Origin of the sequence: Microbacterium schleiferi, assembly GCF_015565955.1 — a bacterium.
Taxonomy (GTDB): domain Bacteria; phylum Actinomycetota; class Actinomycetes; order Actinomycetales; family Microbacteriaceae; genus Microbacterium; species Microbacterium schleiferi_A.
On the sequence record NZ_CP064760.1, the window covers coordinates 1,351,354 to 1,368,265 of the forward strand.

Annotated in this window: 18 protein-coding genes and 3 pseudogenes; 10 read left to right on the forward strand and 11 right to left on the reverse strand. The window is 68.4% G+C overall.

Annotation, left to right across the window (positions count from 1 at the left end; all coding sequences use genetic code 11):
• Positions 1 to 6: 6 nt before the first annotated feature.
• From IT882_RS06430 to IT882_RS16400, 3 genes are read left to right on the forward strand one after another with little or no spacing between them, the layout of a single operon-like run.
• Entirely contained in the window at positions 7 to 684 is a 678-nt protein-coding gene (locus IT882_RS06430) for a response regulator transcription factor (protein WP_195693644.1), read from the forward strand.
• Positions 681 to 1,406: a sensor histidine kinase gene (locus IT882_RS06435; RefSeq protein ID WP_229382347.1), complete on the forward strand. Its 726-nt coding sequence runs from the start codon at positions 681 to 683 to the stop codon at positions 1,404 to 1,406. The genes IT882_RS06430 and IT882_RS06435 overlap by 4 nt, the downstream gene beginning before the upstream one ends.
• Positions 1,403 to 1,663, forward strand: a complete 261-nt coding sequence (locus IT882_RS16400) for a sensor histidine kinase (protein WP_229382348.1) — start codon at positions 1,403 to 1,405, stop codon at positions 1,661 to 1,663. Before IT882_RS06435 ends, IT882_RS16400 begins: the two co-directional genes overlap by 4 nt.
• Here IT882_RS16400 and IT882_RS06440 read toward each other — a convergent pair.
• From IT882_RS06440 to IT882_RS06450, 3 genes are read right to left on the reverse strand one after another with little or no spacing between them, the layout of a single operon-like run.
• Positions 1,635 to 2,447: an FAD:protein FMN transferase gene (locus tag IT882_RS06440; RefSeq protein ID WP_195693645.1), complete on the reverse strand. Its 813-nt coding sequence runs from the start codon at positions 2,445 to 2,447 to the stop codon at positions 1,635 to 1,637. The genes IT882_RS16400 and IT882_RS06440 overlap by 29 nt on opposite strands.
• A complete protein-coding gene (locus tag IT882_RS06445) occupies positions 2,444 to 2,980 on the reverse strand; it encodes an FMN-binding protein (protein ID WP_195693646.1) in 537 nt (178 codons plus the stop codon). Before IT882_RS06445 ends, IT882_RS06440 begins: the two co-directional genes overlap by 4 nt.
• A gap of 25 nt (positions 2,981 to 3,005) precedes the next feature.
• Complete coding sequence (locus tag IT882_RS06450) at positions 3,006 to 4,478, reverse strand: ferric reductase-like transmembrane domain-containing protein (protein WP_195693647.1); 1,473 nt, start codon at positions 4,476 to 4,478, stop codon at positions 3,006 to 3,008.
• Positions 4,479 to 4,553: 75 nt separating this feature from the next.
• Here IT882_RS06450 and IT882_RS06455 point away from each other — a divergent pair, with 75 nt between their 5' ends.
• Entirely contained in the window at positions 4,554 to 4,988 is a 435-nt protein-coding gene (locus IT882_RS06455) for a YchJ family protein (RefSeq protein WP_195693648.1), read from the forward strand.
• A gap of 31 nt (positions 4,989 to 5,019) precedes the next feature.
• On the opposite strand, the gene IT882_RS06460 is transcribed toward IT882_RS06455, so the two are convergent.
• The 5 genes and pseudogenes from IT882_RS06460 to IT882_RS06475 form a co-directional block, all read right to left on the reverse strand.
• The gene (locus tag IT882_RS06460) at positions 5,020 to 5,595 is read right to left on the reverse strand and encodes a beta-class carbonic anhydrase (RefSeq protein WP_195693649.1); all 576 of its coding nucleotides are present in this window, start codon (positions 5,593 to 5,595) and stop codon (positions 5,020 to 5,022) included.
• Between the two features lie 86 nt (positions 5,596 to 5,681).
• Positions 5,682 to 6,005 (reverse strand): hypothetical protein, encoded by a 324-nt coding sequence (locus IT882_RS06465; protein WP_195693650.1) that lies wholly within the window; start codon positions 6,003 to 6,005, stop codon positions 5,682 to 5,684.
• Between the two features lie 57 nt (positions 6,006 to 6,062).
• Positions 6,063 to 6,395, reverse strand: coding sequence for a pyruvate kinase (locus tag IT882_RS16900; RefSeq protein WP_267490546.1), 333 nt, complete (start codon positions 6,393 to 6,395; stop codon positions 6,063 to 6,065).
• Between the two features lie 118 nt (positions 6,396 to 6,513).
• Positions 6,514 to 7,647, reverse strand: a pseudogene (locus IT882_RS17310) (pyruvate kinase); the annotation flags it as partial.
• A 313-nt stretch (positions 7,648 to 7,960) separates the two neighbouring features.
• Positions 7,961 to 9,046 (reverse strand): AAA family ATPase, encoded by a 1,086-nt coding sequence (locus IT882_RS06475; RefSeq protein WP_195693651.1) that lies wholly within the window; start codon positions 9,044 to 9,046, stop codon positions 7,961 to 7,963.
• A gap of 115 nt (positions 9,047 to 9,161) precedes the next feature.
• Between IT882_RS06475 and IT882_RS06480 the strand changes: the two genes are divergently transcribed.
• From IT882_RS06480 to IT882_RS06495, 4 genes and pseudogenes are all read left to right on the forward strand, one after another.
• Positions 9,162 to 9,539, forward strand: a complete 378-nt coding sequence (locus IT882_RS06480) for a hypothetical protein (RefSeq protein WP_195693652.1) — start codon at positions 9,162 to 9,164, stop codon at positions 9,537 to 9,539.
• Positions 9,540 to 9,580: 41 nt separating this feature from the next.
• A complete protein-coding gene (locus IT882_RS06485) occupies positions 9,581 to 10,630 on the forward strand; it encodes a zinc-dependent alcohol dehydrogenase family protein (protein WP_195693653.1) in 1,050 nt (349 codons plus the stop codon).
• Between the two features lie 79 nt (positions 10,631 to 10,709).
• Positions 10,710 to 11,633, forward strand: a complete 924-nt coding sequence (locus IT882_RS06490) for a response regulator transcription factor (protein ID WP_195693654.1) — start codon at positions 10,710 to 10,712, stop codon at positions 11,631 to 11,633.
• 236 nt (positions 11,634 to 11,869) lie between these two features.
• Positions 11,870 to 12,366, forward strand: a pseudogene (locus IT882_RS06495) (DUF427 domain-containing protein).
• An 18-nt stretch (positions 12,367 to 12,384) separates the two neighbouring features.
• Here the strand turns inward: IT882_RS06495 and IT882_RS06500 are convergent.
• Together IT882_RS06500 and IT882_RS06505 are read right to left on the reverse strand one after the other, a co-directional pair.
• Positions 12,385 to 13,031: pseudogene (locus IT882_RS06500) on the reverse strand (LON peptidase substrate-binding domain-containing protein).
• A 19-nt stretch (positions 13,032 to 13,050) separates the two neighbouring features.
• Positions 13,051 to 13,440 carry a DUF3054 domain-containing protein gene (locus IT882_RS06505; RefSeq protein WP_418887775.1) on the reverse strand — a complete coding sequence of 130 codons (390 nt, stop codon included), beginning with the start codon at positions 13,438 to 13,440 and terminating at the stop codon, positions 13,051 to 13,053.
• Between the two features lie 83 nt (positions 13,441 to 13,523).
• Between IT882_RS06505 and IT882_RS06510 the strand changes: the two genes are divergently transcribed.
• Entirely contained in the window at positions 13,524 to 14,441 is a 918-nt protein-coding gene (locus tag IT882_RS06510; protein WP_195693656.1) for a rhodanese-related sulfurtransferase, read from the forward strand.
• Between the two features lie 18 nt (positions 14,442 to 14,459).
• On the opposite strand, the gene IT882_RS06515 is transcribed toward IT882_RS06510, so the two are convergent.
• Positions 14,460 to 15,473, reverse strand: a complete 1,014-nt coding sequence (locus tag IT882_RS06515) for a LacI family DNA-binding transcriptional regulator (protein ID WP_195693657.1) — start codon at positions 15,471 to 15,473, stop codon at positions 14,460 to 14,462.
• A gap of 186 nt (positions 15,474 to 15,659) precedes the next feature.
• Between IT882_RS06515 and IT882_RS06520 the strand changes: the two genes are divergently transcribed.
• On the forward strand, positions 15,660 to 16,907 hold the full coding sequence (locus IT882_RS06520) for a sugar ABC transporter substrate-binding protein (protein WP_195693658.1): 1,248 nt from the start codon (positions 15,660 to 15,662) through the stop codon (positions 16,905 to 16,907).
• Positions 16,908 to 16,912: the final 5 nt, after the last annotated feature.

Sequence of the window (16,912 nt, forward strand, 5' to 3'; positions counted from 1 at the left end):
GGCATCATGCCGTACGACAGCGGACAGCGCGCCGACGTGCTGTACGTCGAGGACGATCAGGACGTCGCCCAGATGACCATCGAAGTGCTCTCGGAAGTGCACACTGTCGTGCACGAGGCAGACGTCCCGTCGGCTCGCGCGCGAGCGCTTCAGCAGAGATTCGATGTCATGGTCATCGACAGGCGGCTTCCCGGCGGCGATGGAATCGAGCTGGTGCGCTCGATCCGCACGGCCCGCATCACAACGCCGATCCTGCTGCTCACGGCGCTGGGCGCGGTCGACGACCGCGTCGAGGGTCTGGATGCCGGCGCCAATGACTACCTGGTGAAACCGTTCGACTACGGCGAGTTGCTCGCCCGCATCCGGGCTCTGGTTCGCGGCTATCGGGCCGAACAGCACCGTCGCATGCTCGGTGAGTGGGTGTTCGTTCCCGAATCGCAGGCGCTCTACGGACCCTCCGGGGCGCGGGTTGCGCTCACGACCACCGAGACGGCGCTCCTCGATGTGCTCAGCGCGAGCCCCGAGCATGTCTTCACCCGCGAGGAGATCCTCGGCGCCGTGTTCCATGAGGGGGACACCCCGGGGTCGGTCGACACCTACGTGCACTACATCCGCCGGAAGACGGTTCCCGAGATGATCGAGACCGTGCGCGCCCGCGGCTACCGGGTGGGACAACCGACATGACGAGTTCAGAAGCCGGCGATCGTCGCCGCGTGCGGCAGGCTGCCCTGTCGGTGGGCATGTGGGTCGCCGCGTCGTCGGCGATCGTCGTCGCGCTCGGGGTGACGGTGATGGTTGCCGTCATCTTGCTGCGTGCGCGCGTCGAAAGCGACGAGCACGGCACGGACTTCCCCGGTCACCACGGTGGCGGCGATGATCTGGTGGTCGATGTCGACCGTCTGCTTCCGTGGGTGATCGGCCTCGGCATCCTGGGCGTGATCGTGCTCTCGGCGATCGCGTGGTTCGCCGCCCGCCGCGCGGTGCGTCCGCTTGGCGAGGCACTCCGACTGCAACGGAACTTCGTCGCCGACGCCAGCCACGAGCTGCGTACGCCGCTGACGACACTGACCAGTCGCATCCAGATCGCCCAGCATCGCTTTGCTCGAGGGGGAGATGTCGCCGGAGCGCTGGAGCAGCTGCGCTCCGACGCTGATGCCATGAACGACACGCTCACCGATCTGCTCATGGCCGCCGAGGGCACGGCCGACACGACCTCGCTGACGCGCGTGGGTGACGCGGTGAATGCCGCCGTGGCTCGACTGCAGCCGCTGGCCGACGACAGCGGAGTGACGCTGGAGGTCGTTTCCACCGATCGGGCGGTGAGGATGCCGCTGCCGACGCTCACGCGCGTGCTCATCGCGGTGATCGACAACGCGATCCAGCACAGTCCCGGGGGACCACCGTGACGATCGAGGCCTCGGCTGCCGCCGACGAGGTCGAGATCCGCATCAGCGACCAGGGCAGCGGAATTGCCCCCGCCGACACGGATCGCATCTTCGAGAGGTTCGCTCGTGCCTCAGAGACGGGCAAGCGGCGCGGGTTCGGCCTCGGGCTCGCGCTGGTGCGGGACGTGCTGTCCCGCTATGCGGGGAGCATCGCCGTCGAGGCTACCTCGCTGACCGGCACGACGTTCCTCATAGCTTTGCCGGGTCCGCGTAGCTGACGACCGACACCTCGGTCTCACCCATCCAGCGGCGCACGCGCCCGTCGTCGCTGACCGTGAGGCCCGACCGCGTGGCGGCCCCGGGCATCCACGACAGGTCGTCGCCGGCGACGACCCCGACCGTTGCCCAGAGGTCGGCCTCGGCGAGGGAATCGGCGACGACGGTCGCGCTGCGTACGCCGGTGGCGGGTCGGCCGGAGCGGGGGTCGACGATGTGCGTGCCGCGTTCGGCCGTGCCCGAGGTCGCGACAGCGCCATCGACCACATCGACGATCGCGAGCACCTCGCCGGGGTGATTCGGATCGGCGATGCCGATATGCCACACCCAGTCGCTGCCCGCGGCGGTTCCCAGCTGCATGTCCCCGCCGGCGTTGATGCCGATCGCCGTCGCGCCGGTCTGTGTCACCAGCGGCAGCAGATGCATCCGCGCGGCGCGCTCGACCGCCCACCCCTTGACGTAGCCGGTCGGGTCGAACCAGCCACGCCAGGTGGCCGAGAACCGGCCCGCAGAGCGCCGCTCGGCATCCAGGCACGCCGTGGCGACGTCGGCAACGAGCGGGTGCGCGTCGGCCATCGTGATCTCACCGCGCCGCAGACGGCTGATCTCGGAGTCCTCGCGATAGGTCGAGAAGATGCGGTCGGCTTCTCGGAGCTCTGCGAAAGCCTGGGCCACGGATGCCGCGGTCGCCGCTGCGCCGACGAACTCCCTCGTGCCGTGGGCGTGCACCGACACGGCAGTTCCCATGATCGTCTCGACCCAGACGCGGCGTTCGGCGGATGTCATTGCTGCGCCTGATCCAGCGCACTCTGGAGGGACTGGGTGTACCCCTGGCTCGTGTAGGTGGCCCCCGACACCATGCTGATCGACGCGCTCTGCGCGCTCGCGGTCTCGGAGATCAGTACGGGCAGCGCGCGTGCATTGATCTGCTGGTCCTCGCGGTTGCTGTTGGGGTACTGCGGCACCTGGATGTCGGTGATGGTCCCGCCGCTGATCGTGATCGCGACCTGCACGTTGCCATAGCGCGTGCGTGCGGCGTCCCCCGTGAATGTGCCATCGGCGAGCCCGCTTGCGGCCGGTGTAGTGGCAGCGCCGCTGCCGGTGCCGCTGCCGGAGTCGGAGGCGGACGGCGATGCGGATGCCGAGGGCGTTGAGCTGCCGGTCGCGGGCGCGGCGGCCGCGGGCGCCGACGGAGTTGTCGCCGTACCGCTCGTGTTCTCAGCAGTGATGGGCATCACCGCCTCGAGCGAGGTGCGGTAGCTGAACAGGAGGACGACGCCGCTGAGGGTGGCGAGCAGTCCGTAGATGATGCGCTTCATCGAAGGCTCCTTCGAGGTGGATGAGTCAAACGGTGAACGACTCGCAGTGGATGCGTCCGCGGTGAACGCCGGCTGCCCGCAGGTCGTGCTCGAGCGCCTTCATCCAGGCGGCTGGCCCGCACAGGAACACGTCGTACTCGTGAAGGTCGGGTGCGAGGTGGCGGATCGCGTCGGCTCCGCTCCACGCGGCGTGCGATGCGGGAAGCCAGGAGGATTTCGTGTGCGCCCGGGGCCCGGGGAGTGGGACGTGTCGCAGGCCGCGGCGCGCGATGAGTGTGCCGATGGCATCCTGGCGCAGAGCTGCCTGCGTCGAGTGGTCGCGGGTGACCAGCGTCGCCTGGCCCGGCGCGTACTGCTCAGCCTGCAGCAGCGAAACCAGGGGTGCGACGCCGGCACCCGCTCCGATCATGAGGAGCTTCGAGCCGGTGCGGGCCTCGCCGGTCATCGTGCCGTACGGGCCCTCGAACAGGACGGGTGTGCCCGGCGTGAGCCGCGCCAGGCGTGCCGTGCCATCGCCGACGATCCGGGCAGAGATCGTGAGTGTGCGCCCGTCGGGAGCAGCGGCCAGGGAGAAGGGGTTGGCGCGGGAGGCGCCCGGACCGTCGAGGAAGCGCCAGATGAAGAACTGGCCGGCGCGGGCACCGAGGCGGTCCAGTCGGCGGCCGGTCATCGTCACGGCCACCCCGCCGGTACCGTCTGGGCGAACCTCTGCGACCCGCACTCGGTGGCGCACCGAGCGTGCGAGCGGAACCAGGATGCGGAAGACGATGATCGCGGCGGCACTGACCGCCCACAAACCCCACCAGTACGCGGTGGCGACCGGAGAGAAGAGGAAGTCGGCGCCCGTCCACAGCTGGTGGGGCAGCGCCAGCCCGACACCGAGGTAGGCGTAGAGGTGCAGCAAGTGCCACGACTCGTAGCGCAGCTTCGCCCGCGCGCGACGCATCGACGTCAGCGCGACGAGGATGATGAGGATCGTCCCGACGGTCGCCAGCAGCATCCCGGGGTAGTCCCACACGAATTCCCAGAGCTGGACGAACACGTTCACATCCGCCGCGGCTGCATAGCCCAGGACCAGAAGCGCGATGTGGGCGAGCATGAGGGAGAACGACCAGAAGCCGACGAGGCGGTGCATCCGCGTCAGCCCGTCGCGGCCGAAGCCCCGCTCGAACAGGGGGATACGGGCAAGAAGGATTACCTGGTAGAGCAAGAGGTTCGACGCGATGAGCCCGGTCAGGCGGCCAAGACTATTCAGCGCCGCGGCGTCGAAGCCCCACAGGTCCTGGATGCCGCCACCGGCGACCCACAGTGCCAGAACGAACAGGCTTGTCACCCAGATGACGGCTGTCGCGGCGAGGTTCCATGCCCGGCGGGCGGAGCGCGCACGGCTCTTGGTGGGAGCAGCGGTGGTCGCCGGGGCGGGGACGACATGCTGCGGACGCCGCGCGGCGGGCGGCGGGGCCGTGACGGCGGTGCGAGACGGTGTCGCTGTGGTCATGTGGCCAGCGTGGCGGCCGGCCTCTGAGACGGCTCTAAGGAAAGCCACCGAGCTCGCGGTTCATAGAATCCTCACATGAGTTTCGGATCCGCGGCACAGTCCGGCATCCGTCGCCCGCCGGATCAGGATCCGTGTCTCTGCGGGAGCGGGAACATCTATGGCAGATGCTGCGGTCCGCTGCACCGGGGCGAGGCGGCGCCGAGCCCGGAGCGGCTGATGCGCTCGCGGTACAGTGCGTTCGCCCTGGCCGACGCCCGCTACCTCGCTGAGACGTGGCACCCACGGACCCGACCCGAGCGGCTCGATCTCGACCCCGACGTGCGCTGGGTGGGCCTGCGCATCGTCGACGCCCCGGAGGTCGGCACCGACACCGCGGGGATCGTCGAGTTCCGCGCGCGTTGGCGGCACGGAGCACAGACCGGGGAGCAGCACGAGCGGAGCCGGTTCCGGCGCGCCGGTGGACGCTGGTGGTACCTCGATGCCGAAACGGCCGGCTCCGACATCCAGTGACGGATGTCGAAACCGGCCGAGGCGGTTGTGCTCAGGCCGCGGCGCCCGCTGCCGTCGCGGCCGGCACCTCGACGAGGCGCCCGGTGCGGACGTCGTAGACGTAGCCGTACACCGGGATGCGGGCGGGGACGAGCGGGTGAGCCTTGATGCGGGCCACATCGTCGACGACGGCCTGCGCCCGGTCGCTGATCGTGAGCCAGTCGATGTACGCAGCTTCGGCGGAGCCCGGACCCTCGCCGATATCGCGGAAGCCGTCGGGCCCGAGCTCGGCAGTCTCGAGCGAGTTCGCGAGCAGATCGCGCATGACCTCGTCGGTGAAGAACTCCATGCCGCAGTCGGCGTGGTGGATGACGAACCACTCCTGCGTGCCCAGCAGCTTGTACGAGATCACGAGCGAGCGGATGGCGTCGTCAGAAGCGCGGCCGCCGGCGTTGCGGATGACGTGAGCGTCGCCCTCGCTCAGGCCCGCGTATTTGGCGGGGTCCAGGCGCGCGTCCATGCAGGTCAGGATCGCGAACCCGCGAGCGGGCGGCAGGGCGAGATCGCCCTTGTCGAAGGTGGATGCGTAGGACTCGTTGGCGTCAAGCACCTCGGACAGAACGGACATGGAACTCCTCGGATAGTGGGGATACTGCCCACGCTAAGCGGAGCGCAGCCCGAGGGGTGCTCTATGACTGTCTGTGACGGCGAGCGTCACACCCGGAGGCGGTCCGGCAGGACCCGCACCTCCCAGCCGGTCGCGGCGGCTATCGCTTCGCGCAGCGCTTCGGCTTGCGAGCGGGCCGCGGCGCGAGACTCGCTCGAGAACACATCGATCGTCAGCGGCGGTGGTTCGCCGAACTTCGGAATCTCGATCACCGTTCGGGCGCCCGAGGGCAGGGCGACAGCGGCCCGCGGCGTGCCGGCGTCCGTGATCACTCCGCCAGCGGCGCTTGCAACGATCGTGAGAGCGTCGAGCTTGGTGGTCGCGGTGTCGGCGACGAGGGTTGCCACGTAGGCGGTCGGCGCAGCATCCATGCACACAGTGTGACGCATGGCCGACGCGCCGGGGCCGGCGAAGCCCGATCGATGCGTTCAGCTCTCGTGCGACCAGGCCCGCAGCCGTCGCAGTAGCGGACGCTTTTTCTCGAGGTGGCCGTGCATGCGCCGCAGGATGTCGTCGAGCGCTTCGATGGCCTCCTCGATGTGGGGTCCTTTGTTGAGCATGACGCATTCCGCCCGCTCGCCGGCTGCGGCATCCGTCACCTCGGCACGGGTGGGTACGCCGCTGCCGGCGAGCGAATCCAGCACCTGCGTCGCCCAGATCACGGGAACGTGCGCGGCCTCGCAGAGCCACAGGATCTCTTCCTGCACCTCGGCCAGCCGCTCCCAGCCCGCCTCGACTCCCAGGTCTCCTCGGGCGATCATGACGCCCACCCGGGGCGCTGCATGAGCGCAAGGAGGATCTCGGGAGGGCCCGGAACGCACGAACTGTCTCGATCTTGACGACGACACCGAGGTGCCCGGCGGAGCGCGCGTCGAGTTCGTCGAACAATCGCTCGACGTCAGCGGGTGAGCGCGCGAAGGAGAGCTGGACGATGTCGGTCACCCCGACGATCTCGGTGAGATCGCTCAGGTCGTCGTCGGTCAGGGCTGAGATCGGCAGGTCGGTGTCGGGGAGGTTGATGCCCTTCTCGGCACGCAGCTTCGTCCCCTTCGGCGCAGCCAGTGTCACCTCCACCTCGGCGAACCGGTGCCCGTCGCTCATGCCGACAGCGCGCACGAACCCCTCGATCTTGCCGTCGTCGAACAGCACGCGATCGCCGACCCGGATCACCTCGAGCGCTTCCGGCAACGTGCATCCGACGCGGTGCCGGCCCTCGTGGGTGAACCCCGGTTCCGTATCGGGGCGAAGTTCGATGATCTCGCCCCGATGGACCCGCAACGCCTGGTCCACGGGTGGCAGCGCGGCCACTCGAATCTCGCGGCCATCGACATCCAGCAGCGTGCCCGTCCCGATGTACGCCGTGCGGTCGCCGTCGATCCGCGCCCCGCCGTCCCGCAGCGCAACAACGGTCATGTACCGCGAACGACCCCGGGTATCGGTGAACTCGACGGTGTCATCGATCCGCAGGTGAGTGACCCACGCGGCATCCGTCACGGGGATCTCGCCCGGGGGCGGCGCGGAGCCGTCGGCGCGGGGCGCGACAAGCCACACGGATGCCGGCTCGATCACCCGTCCGAGCGCATCGCGCGTGGGCGACACTTTCACCACCCGCGGTCCCGGCGCGAGCGGGCCGGTGCGCAGCTTGGGTCCCGCGAGGTCGGTCGCGATACGGATGTCGGTGCCGGCGTCCCGAACGTGCCGGGCCATCCGCGTCCACGCGCGGGAATCGTCGTGCGCACAGTTGATCCGGGCGACATCCATTCCCGCCGACACGAACCGCGCCACGAGCGCCGGATCATCGGCGGCCGCGCTCGGCAGCGTCACCATGATCCGTGTCTGGCGGTCTTCGGCGGTGCCACCCAGCAGCGCCGCGGCGTGCACACTCAGGGGAGCGGGGACAGGGGCCCGCCCATCCGCTCCGGGTTCCTCCCGGTCTGCCAGCGCGCCCTGCCCCAGGGCGGCGTCGATCGTGCCCAGGACGGCATCGAGGTTGTGCAACACATCGGATTCCATGCGCCCGAGCGAGGAGAGCCCCTCGGCGGTCAAACGATCCTGGAGGTCGCGCAGATCCCGCGACCGCAGGGCGACATAGCGGACGAGGTTGGCGGCGCCGGGGCATGGATCGGGTGCACCCGGGCGAGGGGAGCGGATGCCGCCCGTTCGGCCTCCTCAGCTGCCGATCTGAGCGCCACCAGCTCGGCGCGAAGGGAAACGAGCCGTTGTGAGCGATCGCTATCGAGCATCCTCCGACCTCCCTCTTCGACGCTAGCGCTCAGCGTCACGGCGCGGCAGGGTGCGAGACGGGAATATGCGCGGCGGCCGCGTCTCAGGCGGGTACGACGTCGGCGACGGTGACGGTGTGCCCGCCCGCGATCATGGCGCGGGCGCAGGCGATGTCGAGGCGCGCGATAGCGAGCCCCGGGTGGTCGAGCGTGTCAGTGTCGGTCGGTGGCTGAAGCGCTGCCTCAATGGCGGCGTGATCAATGACGACGCCGTATTGTTCGGCCAGCTGGGTGGCTACCGGCACGACCAAGCCGCGGACGACGTTCTCGTCCCAGGGCTGCAGCTCCAGGATGACGAGGCGATCAGACAGGGCGCCGTAGAACTGCGCGATTCTCTTCTCGTACGGGGCGGTCACGGTGATGACCAGGCGTGCGAGGGGAAATCGCTCGGATTGCCAGATCTCGCGGAGGATCGACACGTCCGGCTCCGTGGTCCCGAGACGTGCGAGTTCGTCAACGTCTTCGACGACGACAACGGTGCGCCGCGTCAGCGCCGACAGCGTGTCACGCAGCAGCATTGCCGGCTCGCCGTCGACGGTCGTGCCCGGATCGAAGAAGAGCGTGGGCAGCGGGTCTTCAAGATCGAGCAGGAGTCGCGCGATCTCGGCGGCGAGGCTCGTCTTACCGCATCCGCGTCGCCCGACAAGGGCGGGGATCAGCGGCTGATCGCTGAGCAGATACGCGGCGACATCGAGGGCTTCCCGCCCACGAAGCAAGCCCGCAAGCGGGTCCGCGCGTACCGCGGGTGCGTCACCGTCGGCTGCTCCGGCGTCGTCGGCGTCCTCGGAGCGCTGACGACTCGGGGTGCTCTCCTCCGGCAACAGATCGGCGACCGCGAGATCTCCCCGCAGCGCGGCGTGCAACCGCATCGCCAGTGCTGCGGCATCCGGCGAGGCCGTGATCATGTTGCGAACTTCGGCTTCGTTGCCGATCGTCTGTCCTGCCGCGAGAAGACGGTGCAGGAGCGGTTCGCCTTCGTTGCCGAACGCGTCGCGAAACTCGCCGCTCCAGTTTTGGGCGAACGCGGATGCGGCGTGCGTCACCGTCGCGTGGTCCGAGCCCCAGCGCTTGGCCTCAGCCTTCGCCAGACCCACGAGCCCGCGGATGGACAGCGAGTCCGTCGCGCGCATCGATCCCTCCCTGCGCCGAGGGCGCGGGTCGTCGCCGCGACGCTTGATAACAGTTGTAGCGCGGTTCTGGCGTTTCCCACTACTGCTCGCGGGTGAGCCTGCCAGACTCACAGCTATGAGAACCAGAGCATTGAGTGCAGTTGTCGCCGGTGTCTTCGCCGTGTCGATCGCCCTGAGCGGTTGCTCGCAGAGCAACGAGCCCGTCATCGCCCCGGTGACGATGGATGCCGGTGAGCTGCAGGGACAGACTGTTGAGCTGATCGTCGACCAGGTGTTGAACATCAACACCGGCGATCTGGCGGTCGAGAGCTACAGCGGTGAGGTCGCAGACACGGCTGTTGCGGAGTTCGTCGCCGGCTACACCGACGGTTCCGCGACGTTCAACCCGGGAGTCAAGGCGTTGAGTGTGGGGACGACCGAGGTTGTGCTCTCCAACAGCGACGGCGGCATCCAGGACGTCACCTTCACCGTCGAGGTCACCGAGAAGAAGTGACCGATGCCCCGCGAGCCGCTCGCGGGGCATATTCTCGAGCCATGCGTGCAACCGTCATTCATGGTGCCCGAGACGTCCGCCTGGAATCCGTTGCGGATCCGGTTTTATCGACCGGTGGGGACGCGATCGTCCGTGTTGTCGCAGCCTGCGTGTGCGGCTCGGACCTCTGGTCATACCGGGGGATCGCGCCCACCGGCGAGCCGCACCGCATCGGACATGAGTTCATCGGCGTCGTCGAAGCCGTTGGTGACCAGGTTGATCGCGTGCGTGCCGGTGACTTCGTCATCGCGCCGTTCTACGTGTGCGACAACACCTGTGTGAACTGCCGCAACGGGGTGAGTACCTCGTGCCTCACGGGCGGATGGTGGGGCCAGGACGACCGGTTCGGCGGCTTTGCCGACGGCGGGCAAGGTGAGCGCGTTCGGGTGCCGCTGGCCGACGGAACCCTCGTGGTCGTTCCCGGGCCTGTGACAGACGACGAGATTCCGGGCCTCTTGGCGTTGGCCGACGTGATGGGAACCGGTCACCACGCCGCTCTCAGCGCCGGCGTGCAGCCCGGTGACACCGTCGTGGTCGTCGGTGACGGCGCGGTGGGTCTGTGTGCGGTGATCGCCGCGAAGCGCCTGGGCGCGACGAAGATCATCGCGATGTCCCGCAATCCTCAGCGGCAAGAACTCGCGTGGGAGTTCGGCGCGACACACGTCATTGCCGAGCGTGGTGACGAGGGTGTCGCGGCCGTCCAGCAACTCACGCAGGGCATCGGTGCCGACCGTGTGCTGGAGTGCGTCGGGACCAAGGAGTCGATGGCCCAGGCTCTCGCCTCAGCCCGCCCCGGCGGACGCGTCGGGTTCGTCGGTGTTCCCGCTGGGGGCCCAGAGCTGCCGGTTCGCGACATGTTCAACCGCAACGTCGGTGTCGTCGGCGGTGTTGCTCCGGTTCGCGGGTACATCGAAGAGTTGCTGCCCGATGTGCGGTCCGGGGCTATCGAGCCGGGCAAGGTCTTCGACCTCGAGCTCCCGCTGAGCGAGGTTGCCGAAGCCTACGCGGCGATGGACGAACGGCGAGCGACGAAGGTGCTGCTGCGTCCGTAGTCGTGGCGGCAGAGCACCGACGCATCGCGGGGGACTTTCGTCGCAGGTCATCCGGGACGTTCTCTGTAACAATGTTCGGATGCAGCTCGAGGCGGAGGATTACGCGGCGATCCTCGACGTTCTCGAATCGGTCGCCGGCTCACACGACACGCGAGACTATGCCGCGCGGGTGAGCGCCGGGCTGTACCGGCTGCTGCCCTGCCAGGGCGCTTCGTGCACCGAGATCGACGTCACAGGACGCCGCGTCGTCGCCGAGCCGGCGCCACCGTTCCCGTCGGGGTGGATCGCCCAGTACGGGCCGGCCTTCGAGAAGTTCGCTTGGCAGCATCCGCTGTTCGAGAAGCTCCTGTCGGGTCAGCGCGTCGGACCCATCGCGTGGAGCGTCGACGGGGCTGAGCGCTCGTTCGCCCGCACCGAGCTCTACCGCTCGTTCTACGAACCCAACGGTGTGCGCAGCCAGGTCGTGCTCATTTTTCCGACCGCTCACGGGACGTCGATGGTCATCACCATCGACTGCGCCGCGGCGCATCCGTGCGGGCAGCGAGAGGCAGCTGTGCTGTCCACGATTGCGCCGCTGCTGGAGAACAGCTACCGCTTGGTGAGCAGAGCCGAGGGGCATCTCGTCTGGCCGTTCGCGGATGGCGTGCAGGACACGACGGTCGATCAGGCCCTGTCTGCTCCCGACCCGGCAGCGCTCGCGCCCGCCGGTGCCCAACCCGCCGGAATCACGATCGATGACGCGCAGCTACGCGCCCATAAGGCGTTGCGGTCGGCGGGGTTGACGGCACGCCAGGCTGAGATCGCGCTCATGGTGGCCAGCGGCGCCGCCACCTCCCAGATCGCCATGTCGCTGCAGATCTCGACGGGTACCGTGCGCAAGCACCTCGAAGCCGTGCACGCGACGCTCGGCGTGACCAGCCGTGCTGCTGTCGCAGCGACGGTCATGCGTCTCGTGCACCCCGAGGCGGCCGACATTCTGCTTCGGCCGCTGGTTTCGGGCTGACGCCCGCCGCGCCCCCTCGGACACTGCACCGGCGGTCCCATCGGTGGCCTCGGGTTCCACGATCAGTGGCGGGTCCGCCGGTGCAGTCCCTGAGCGTCCCTGCTCGGGACCCACGACGATCCCGGATGCTGTGACGCTCCCCTCCGCATCCGACCGTAGGTGGCCGGCTCTGATCCGGCCATACGACATTTCGCGTAGCTGAAGGTTTGGTGACGCGATGACCGTACGCTGGCACCATGCGCACACCGAGACCCGATCCCGTCGGCCCGGGGCAGGAGTCAGTCTGGGACTACCCGCGCCCGCCGCGCCTCGAGCACGTCGATCGGCGCATCGTCGTCGAGTTCGCCGGATCGGTGATCATCGATACCCGGGATGTGGTCCGGGTGCTCGAGACGAGTCATCCGCCGGCGTACTACCTTCCGATCGACGCTTTTGCCGAGGGGCTCTGCGCCCGGGCGAGGGAACATCGTTCTGCGAGTACAAGGGGCGGGCTGCGTACTTCGACATCGTGGCGAACGGGCGGGTTGCATCGCGCGTCGCCTGGACCTACCCGCAGCCCTCGCCCGGCTTCGAGGACCTCGCCGGTCGCGTTGCGCTGTACCCCGGCCCGATGGATCGTTGCACCGTCGATGGTGAGGTCGTCACGCCCCAGCCCGGCGGCTTCTACGGCGGGTGGATCACGAGCGACATCCGTGGCCCTGTGAAGGGCGTGCCCGGTTCCAGCGGCTGGTAGCGCGCGGGCGGTCGAGGGCTAAGGGCCGTCGAGCTCGATGTCTCCGGCATCGTCGATCTCGGGGCCCGTGGTCAGCAGCACCTCCGCGTCTAGCGTCAGGTCGATGACGTCGCGCAGCAGGCCTCCCAGGGTGGTCGCGCGCAGCAGGCGGAACTGATCCAGTTGGCCCAGCGGCGCGATGGCAGCCAGCTGCCAGGCGGATTCCACCGGGTCTTCCGACAGCTCGACGTTCGGGTCCCAGCGGACGTCGCTGAACTCGGCGGCCCGCGCGAGCACCCGGCGGACGATCTGTTCGGCCTCCGCGTGGAGGGGCGCCAGCTCCTCGTTCCACTCCAGCTCCGGCAGCGCGGTCACGGATGCTGCGGGGTAGGGGGCGTCCTCGAGCCACCGATCAACGGCAACCCGGGCCCCACCCACAGCGACCACGTGGATGTCATCCGCCCGCGGGTCGACCTGCAGGATCCGAGCCATCGTGCCGACCGAGAAACGCTGATCGCCACCCCTGCCTCGCTGCCCCGCTCGATGAGGACCACACCGAAGGACGGTTCGTCATCATCGAGGACGCGGCCGAGCATCATCAGGTACCGCTGCTCGAAGATGCGCAGCGCGAGCGGTGTGTGCGGGAACAACACCGTGCCGAGCGGGAACATCGCGACATCCGCCATGCCCCCAGTCAACCAGCGATTACTGGCGCGGGGTTCGCCGTCGGATGATCAGTGCGACCACCGCGCGCCACCCGACGAGGAAGACCGCGAGGACGATCGACGCAACGATCACGAACGCGGTCTGCACGCCCTGCCCGCTGATGGCACGCAGGAGCATGCCACCGATCACGGTGTAGAGCCAGACGGCGACGCCGGCATTCAGGATCGCGAGCGGGAACCGCCAGAGGCGCATCGTGAGCCATCCGACCAGGAGAGCGACCAGGAAGGGCCAGGTGGTCTGCGCGAGGCCGAGGCCGTCAGGACCGATCACCTCTTCTCCGTGGCTTGCGCGCCCGATCGCGGCGAAGACGACGACCAGCACGACATCCACCGCGAGGGCGATCGCGACAGTGCGCGGTGCCGGCAACACGGGGAGGGGCGGCCGGGTTCAGGGGCTGAGCTCATGCATCCAGTCTGCCCGGATGACCGTGGATCCCGGGCTAATCTTGTGCGGTGGCACTGTCGAAGATCCTGCTCTACTACCGGTTCACGCCGATCACCGACCCCACCGCGGTGCGGCTGTGGCAGCGGGACCTCTGCGAGCTGCTGGGGCTGCGGGGCCGCATCCTGATCTCGAAGGATGGCATCAACGCGACCGTCGGTGGCGAGCTCGGCGCGATGAAGACCTACTGGCGCAAGACGCGTCAGTACCCGGGATTCGGTGACATCGACTTCAAGTGGTCGGAGGGAAGCGGGCTCGACGCCGACGGGCGGAGCCTGGACTTCCCGCGCCTGTCGGTCAAGGTGCGCGATGAGATCGTGAGCTTCGGCGCGCCGGGGGAGCTGCGCGTCGAGGGTGCGGGCGTCGTCGGTGGCGGCACGCACCTGTCGCCGGGCGCCGTGCACAAGCTCGTCGAGGAGCGCGGCGATGACGTCGTCTTCTTCGACGGCCGCAACGCCTTCGAGGCCGAGATCGGGCGCTTCAAGAACGCGGTGGTGCCGGATGTCGCGACAACCCGGGACTTCGTCGCAGAACTGGAATCGGGACGATACGACCACCTCAAAGACAAGCCGGTCGTGACGTACTGCACGGGTGGCATCCGCTGTGAAGTGCTCTCGAGCCTCATGGTCTCGCGCGGCTTCGCGGAGGTCTACCAGATGGATGGCGGAATCGTCCGCTACGGCGAGAGCTTCGGCAACACCGGGCTCTGGGAGGGTGCGCTCTACGTCTTCGACGGCCGGGAGTCGGTCACGTTCGGCACAAACGCCGCAACGATCGGGGCGTGCGCGACATGTGGCGCCGCCTCATCACGCATGGTCAACTGCGCGGACGAGGACTGCCGGGTGCGCGTCGTACAGTGCGAGGAATGCACGGATGCGGCATCCGCCCGGTGCGCCCGTCATGGCGTCTCGGGCACCGTGGCCGCCTGACACCGGTACGCGCCCTGGTCACGGCGCCGCCGCTGCACCCCGCACAACGAGAGCCGGCTCAATAATGATGTGGCGTTGCGTCTCGGGCGGGAGATCCCCGACCGCAGAACCGCTCTCGCCCATCAACAGGCGCAATGCGCCGGCGGCGACCTGCTCGGGGCGTTGTTCGACGCTACTGAGCTCCATCGCCTCGGCAGCGGGAGTGTTGTCGAAGCCGTAGACCACGAGCCCGGTATGCCCGGCGTCGATGGCCGCCAGATGAGCTCCAATCGCGAGGGTGTCGCTCGCGCATACCAGGGCAGACAGGTGCGGATGGCGTTCGAGCGCGTCGGCTGCGGCAGCTCGGGCTGCCGTGACCCTATCTTCGGCGACCAGGCGGGGTCCGCGAGCGGCGCCGAGGGATTCGATCCAGCCGCGTTCCCGGTCATCGCCGGTGCCCGACCCGCTCGGCCATCCGAGGAAGCCGACCAACCTGCCGGCGCGGTCTCGAGCGTGCTGTGCTGCCTGCCGGGTACCGGCGGCGCCGTCGACATCGACCCAGCGGTGCTGCGCCGTTTCGTCGTCTCCGGCCCACGGGCGCCCGAAGGCCACGAAAGGCACGTCTCGGTGCGAGAGCCACTCGGTGCGCGGGTCGCCCTGAAACGTGCCGCTCAGGACGACGGCATCGATCTCGCCGCCGTCGAGGAGTTCGCTCATCCGCGAGATCTCGTCCTGGGCTGAGCGAGCCGCATACAGGAGGATGCGCATGCCGCGGTCGTCGGCCCGTTCAGTGAGGGCATGGACGAACCGGTCGAGGACGACGCCGGAGATTCCCCCGGCGTACGGATCGAGATGGATGCCGATCGTTGAGCTTCGTCGGGTGCGCAAGGACCGGGCGGCAGCATGTGGGCGGTAGCCGAGGTCGCTGATCGCGCGTTCGACGCGCTCTCGCGTGGCCTCGCGAACGATTGCCGGCGTGTTGATCACGTTCGACACTGTTTGGCGCGAGACGCCAGCGACGCGGGCGACGTCTTCCACGGTGGGGGCTTTCATCGCACCTCCTCAGCGATCTGCATCGTATCCGGCACCGTAGGACGGTCTTGACAAGGCGCCGACGGTGTTCCTAACGTAGGGCGTGGGCAATAGTTTGATCGTTCAAATTCATCGAAGGATCCGAATCTGCACACCCCTTGCGTCACGTCCGGCACGGAAGCCGGGTTCATCGAAGGAGACACGCACATGACACGACACAACATCCGGACGGTGGTCGGCGCAGGCGCGCTCGGCGTCGTCGCTGCACTCACGCTCTCGGCCTGCGGGTCGGGATTCTCCGACGGGGGTGGGAGCTCGGATGGCGAGCTCACAAGCTCCGACGACGCCATCACCGTCCTGATCGGTTCGTCAGGAGACGCCGAGACATCGGCCGTGGAGGACGCTGTAGCTGCCTGGTCTGAGCAGTCCGGAGTCCCGGCATCCGTGCAGGTAGCCAACGACCTTGCGCAGCAACTGTCTCAGGGCTTCGCGGCCGGCACACCCGCCGACCTGTTCTATCTCTCGACCGACTCGATCGCCGGATTCGCCGCAAACGGATCGCTTCAGGCCTATGGCGATGTGCTCGCGAACAAGGACGACTTCTATCCGTCGCTGGTTGAGAACTTCACTGTTGATGACACGTTCTACTGCGCGCCCAAGGACTTTTCGACGCTTGCCCTGATCATCAACACGTCGATGTGGGAAGAGGCGGGTCTCACCGAGGCCGACATCCCGACCACCTGGGATGAGCTGGACACTGTGGCCGCCCAGCTCACGACGGATGACCATGTTGGCCTCGCGTTCGGTGCCGAGTATCAGCGCATCGGCACCTTCATGGCTCAGGCCGGTGGCGGCCTGGTCCAAGACGGTCAAGCAATCGCGAACAGCCCCGAGAACGTCGACGCGCTCGACTACGTGAAGGGCCACCTCGACGATGGCACCTTCGCCTACGCCGCCGACATCGGCACGGGGTGGGGCGGCGAGGCGTTCGGCACGCAGAAGGCCGCGATGGTGATCGAGGGCAACTGGATCACCGGTGCCATGTCCAACGACTACCCGGACGTCGATTTCATCGTTGCGCAGCTGCCCGCCGGTCCCGGCGGCCAAGGCACCTTGCAGTTCACGAACTGCTGGGGAATGGCAGCAGACAGCCCCAACCAGCAGGCGGCACTGAGCCTCGTGGAGTACCTCACGAGCACCGACCAGCAGCTCGCGTTCTCCGATGCATTCGGTCCGATGCCCTCCATCCAGTCCGCCGCTGATCAGTGGCGCAGCGACAACCCCGAACTCGCCGCCTTCCTCGACGGCGCTGACTACGCGCAGTTCCCGCCGAACCAGCAGGGCGCGAGCGACGTCATTGCCGACTTCAACGCACAGCTTGAAGGACTGTCGTCGGGTGATTCGCAAGTCATCCTCGACTCCGTCCAGTCCAACCTCGAGGCGACCCTCGGCTGAGTCAT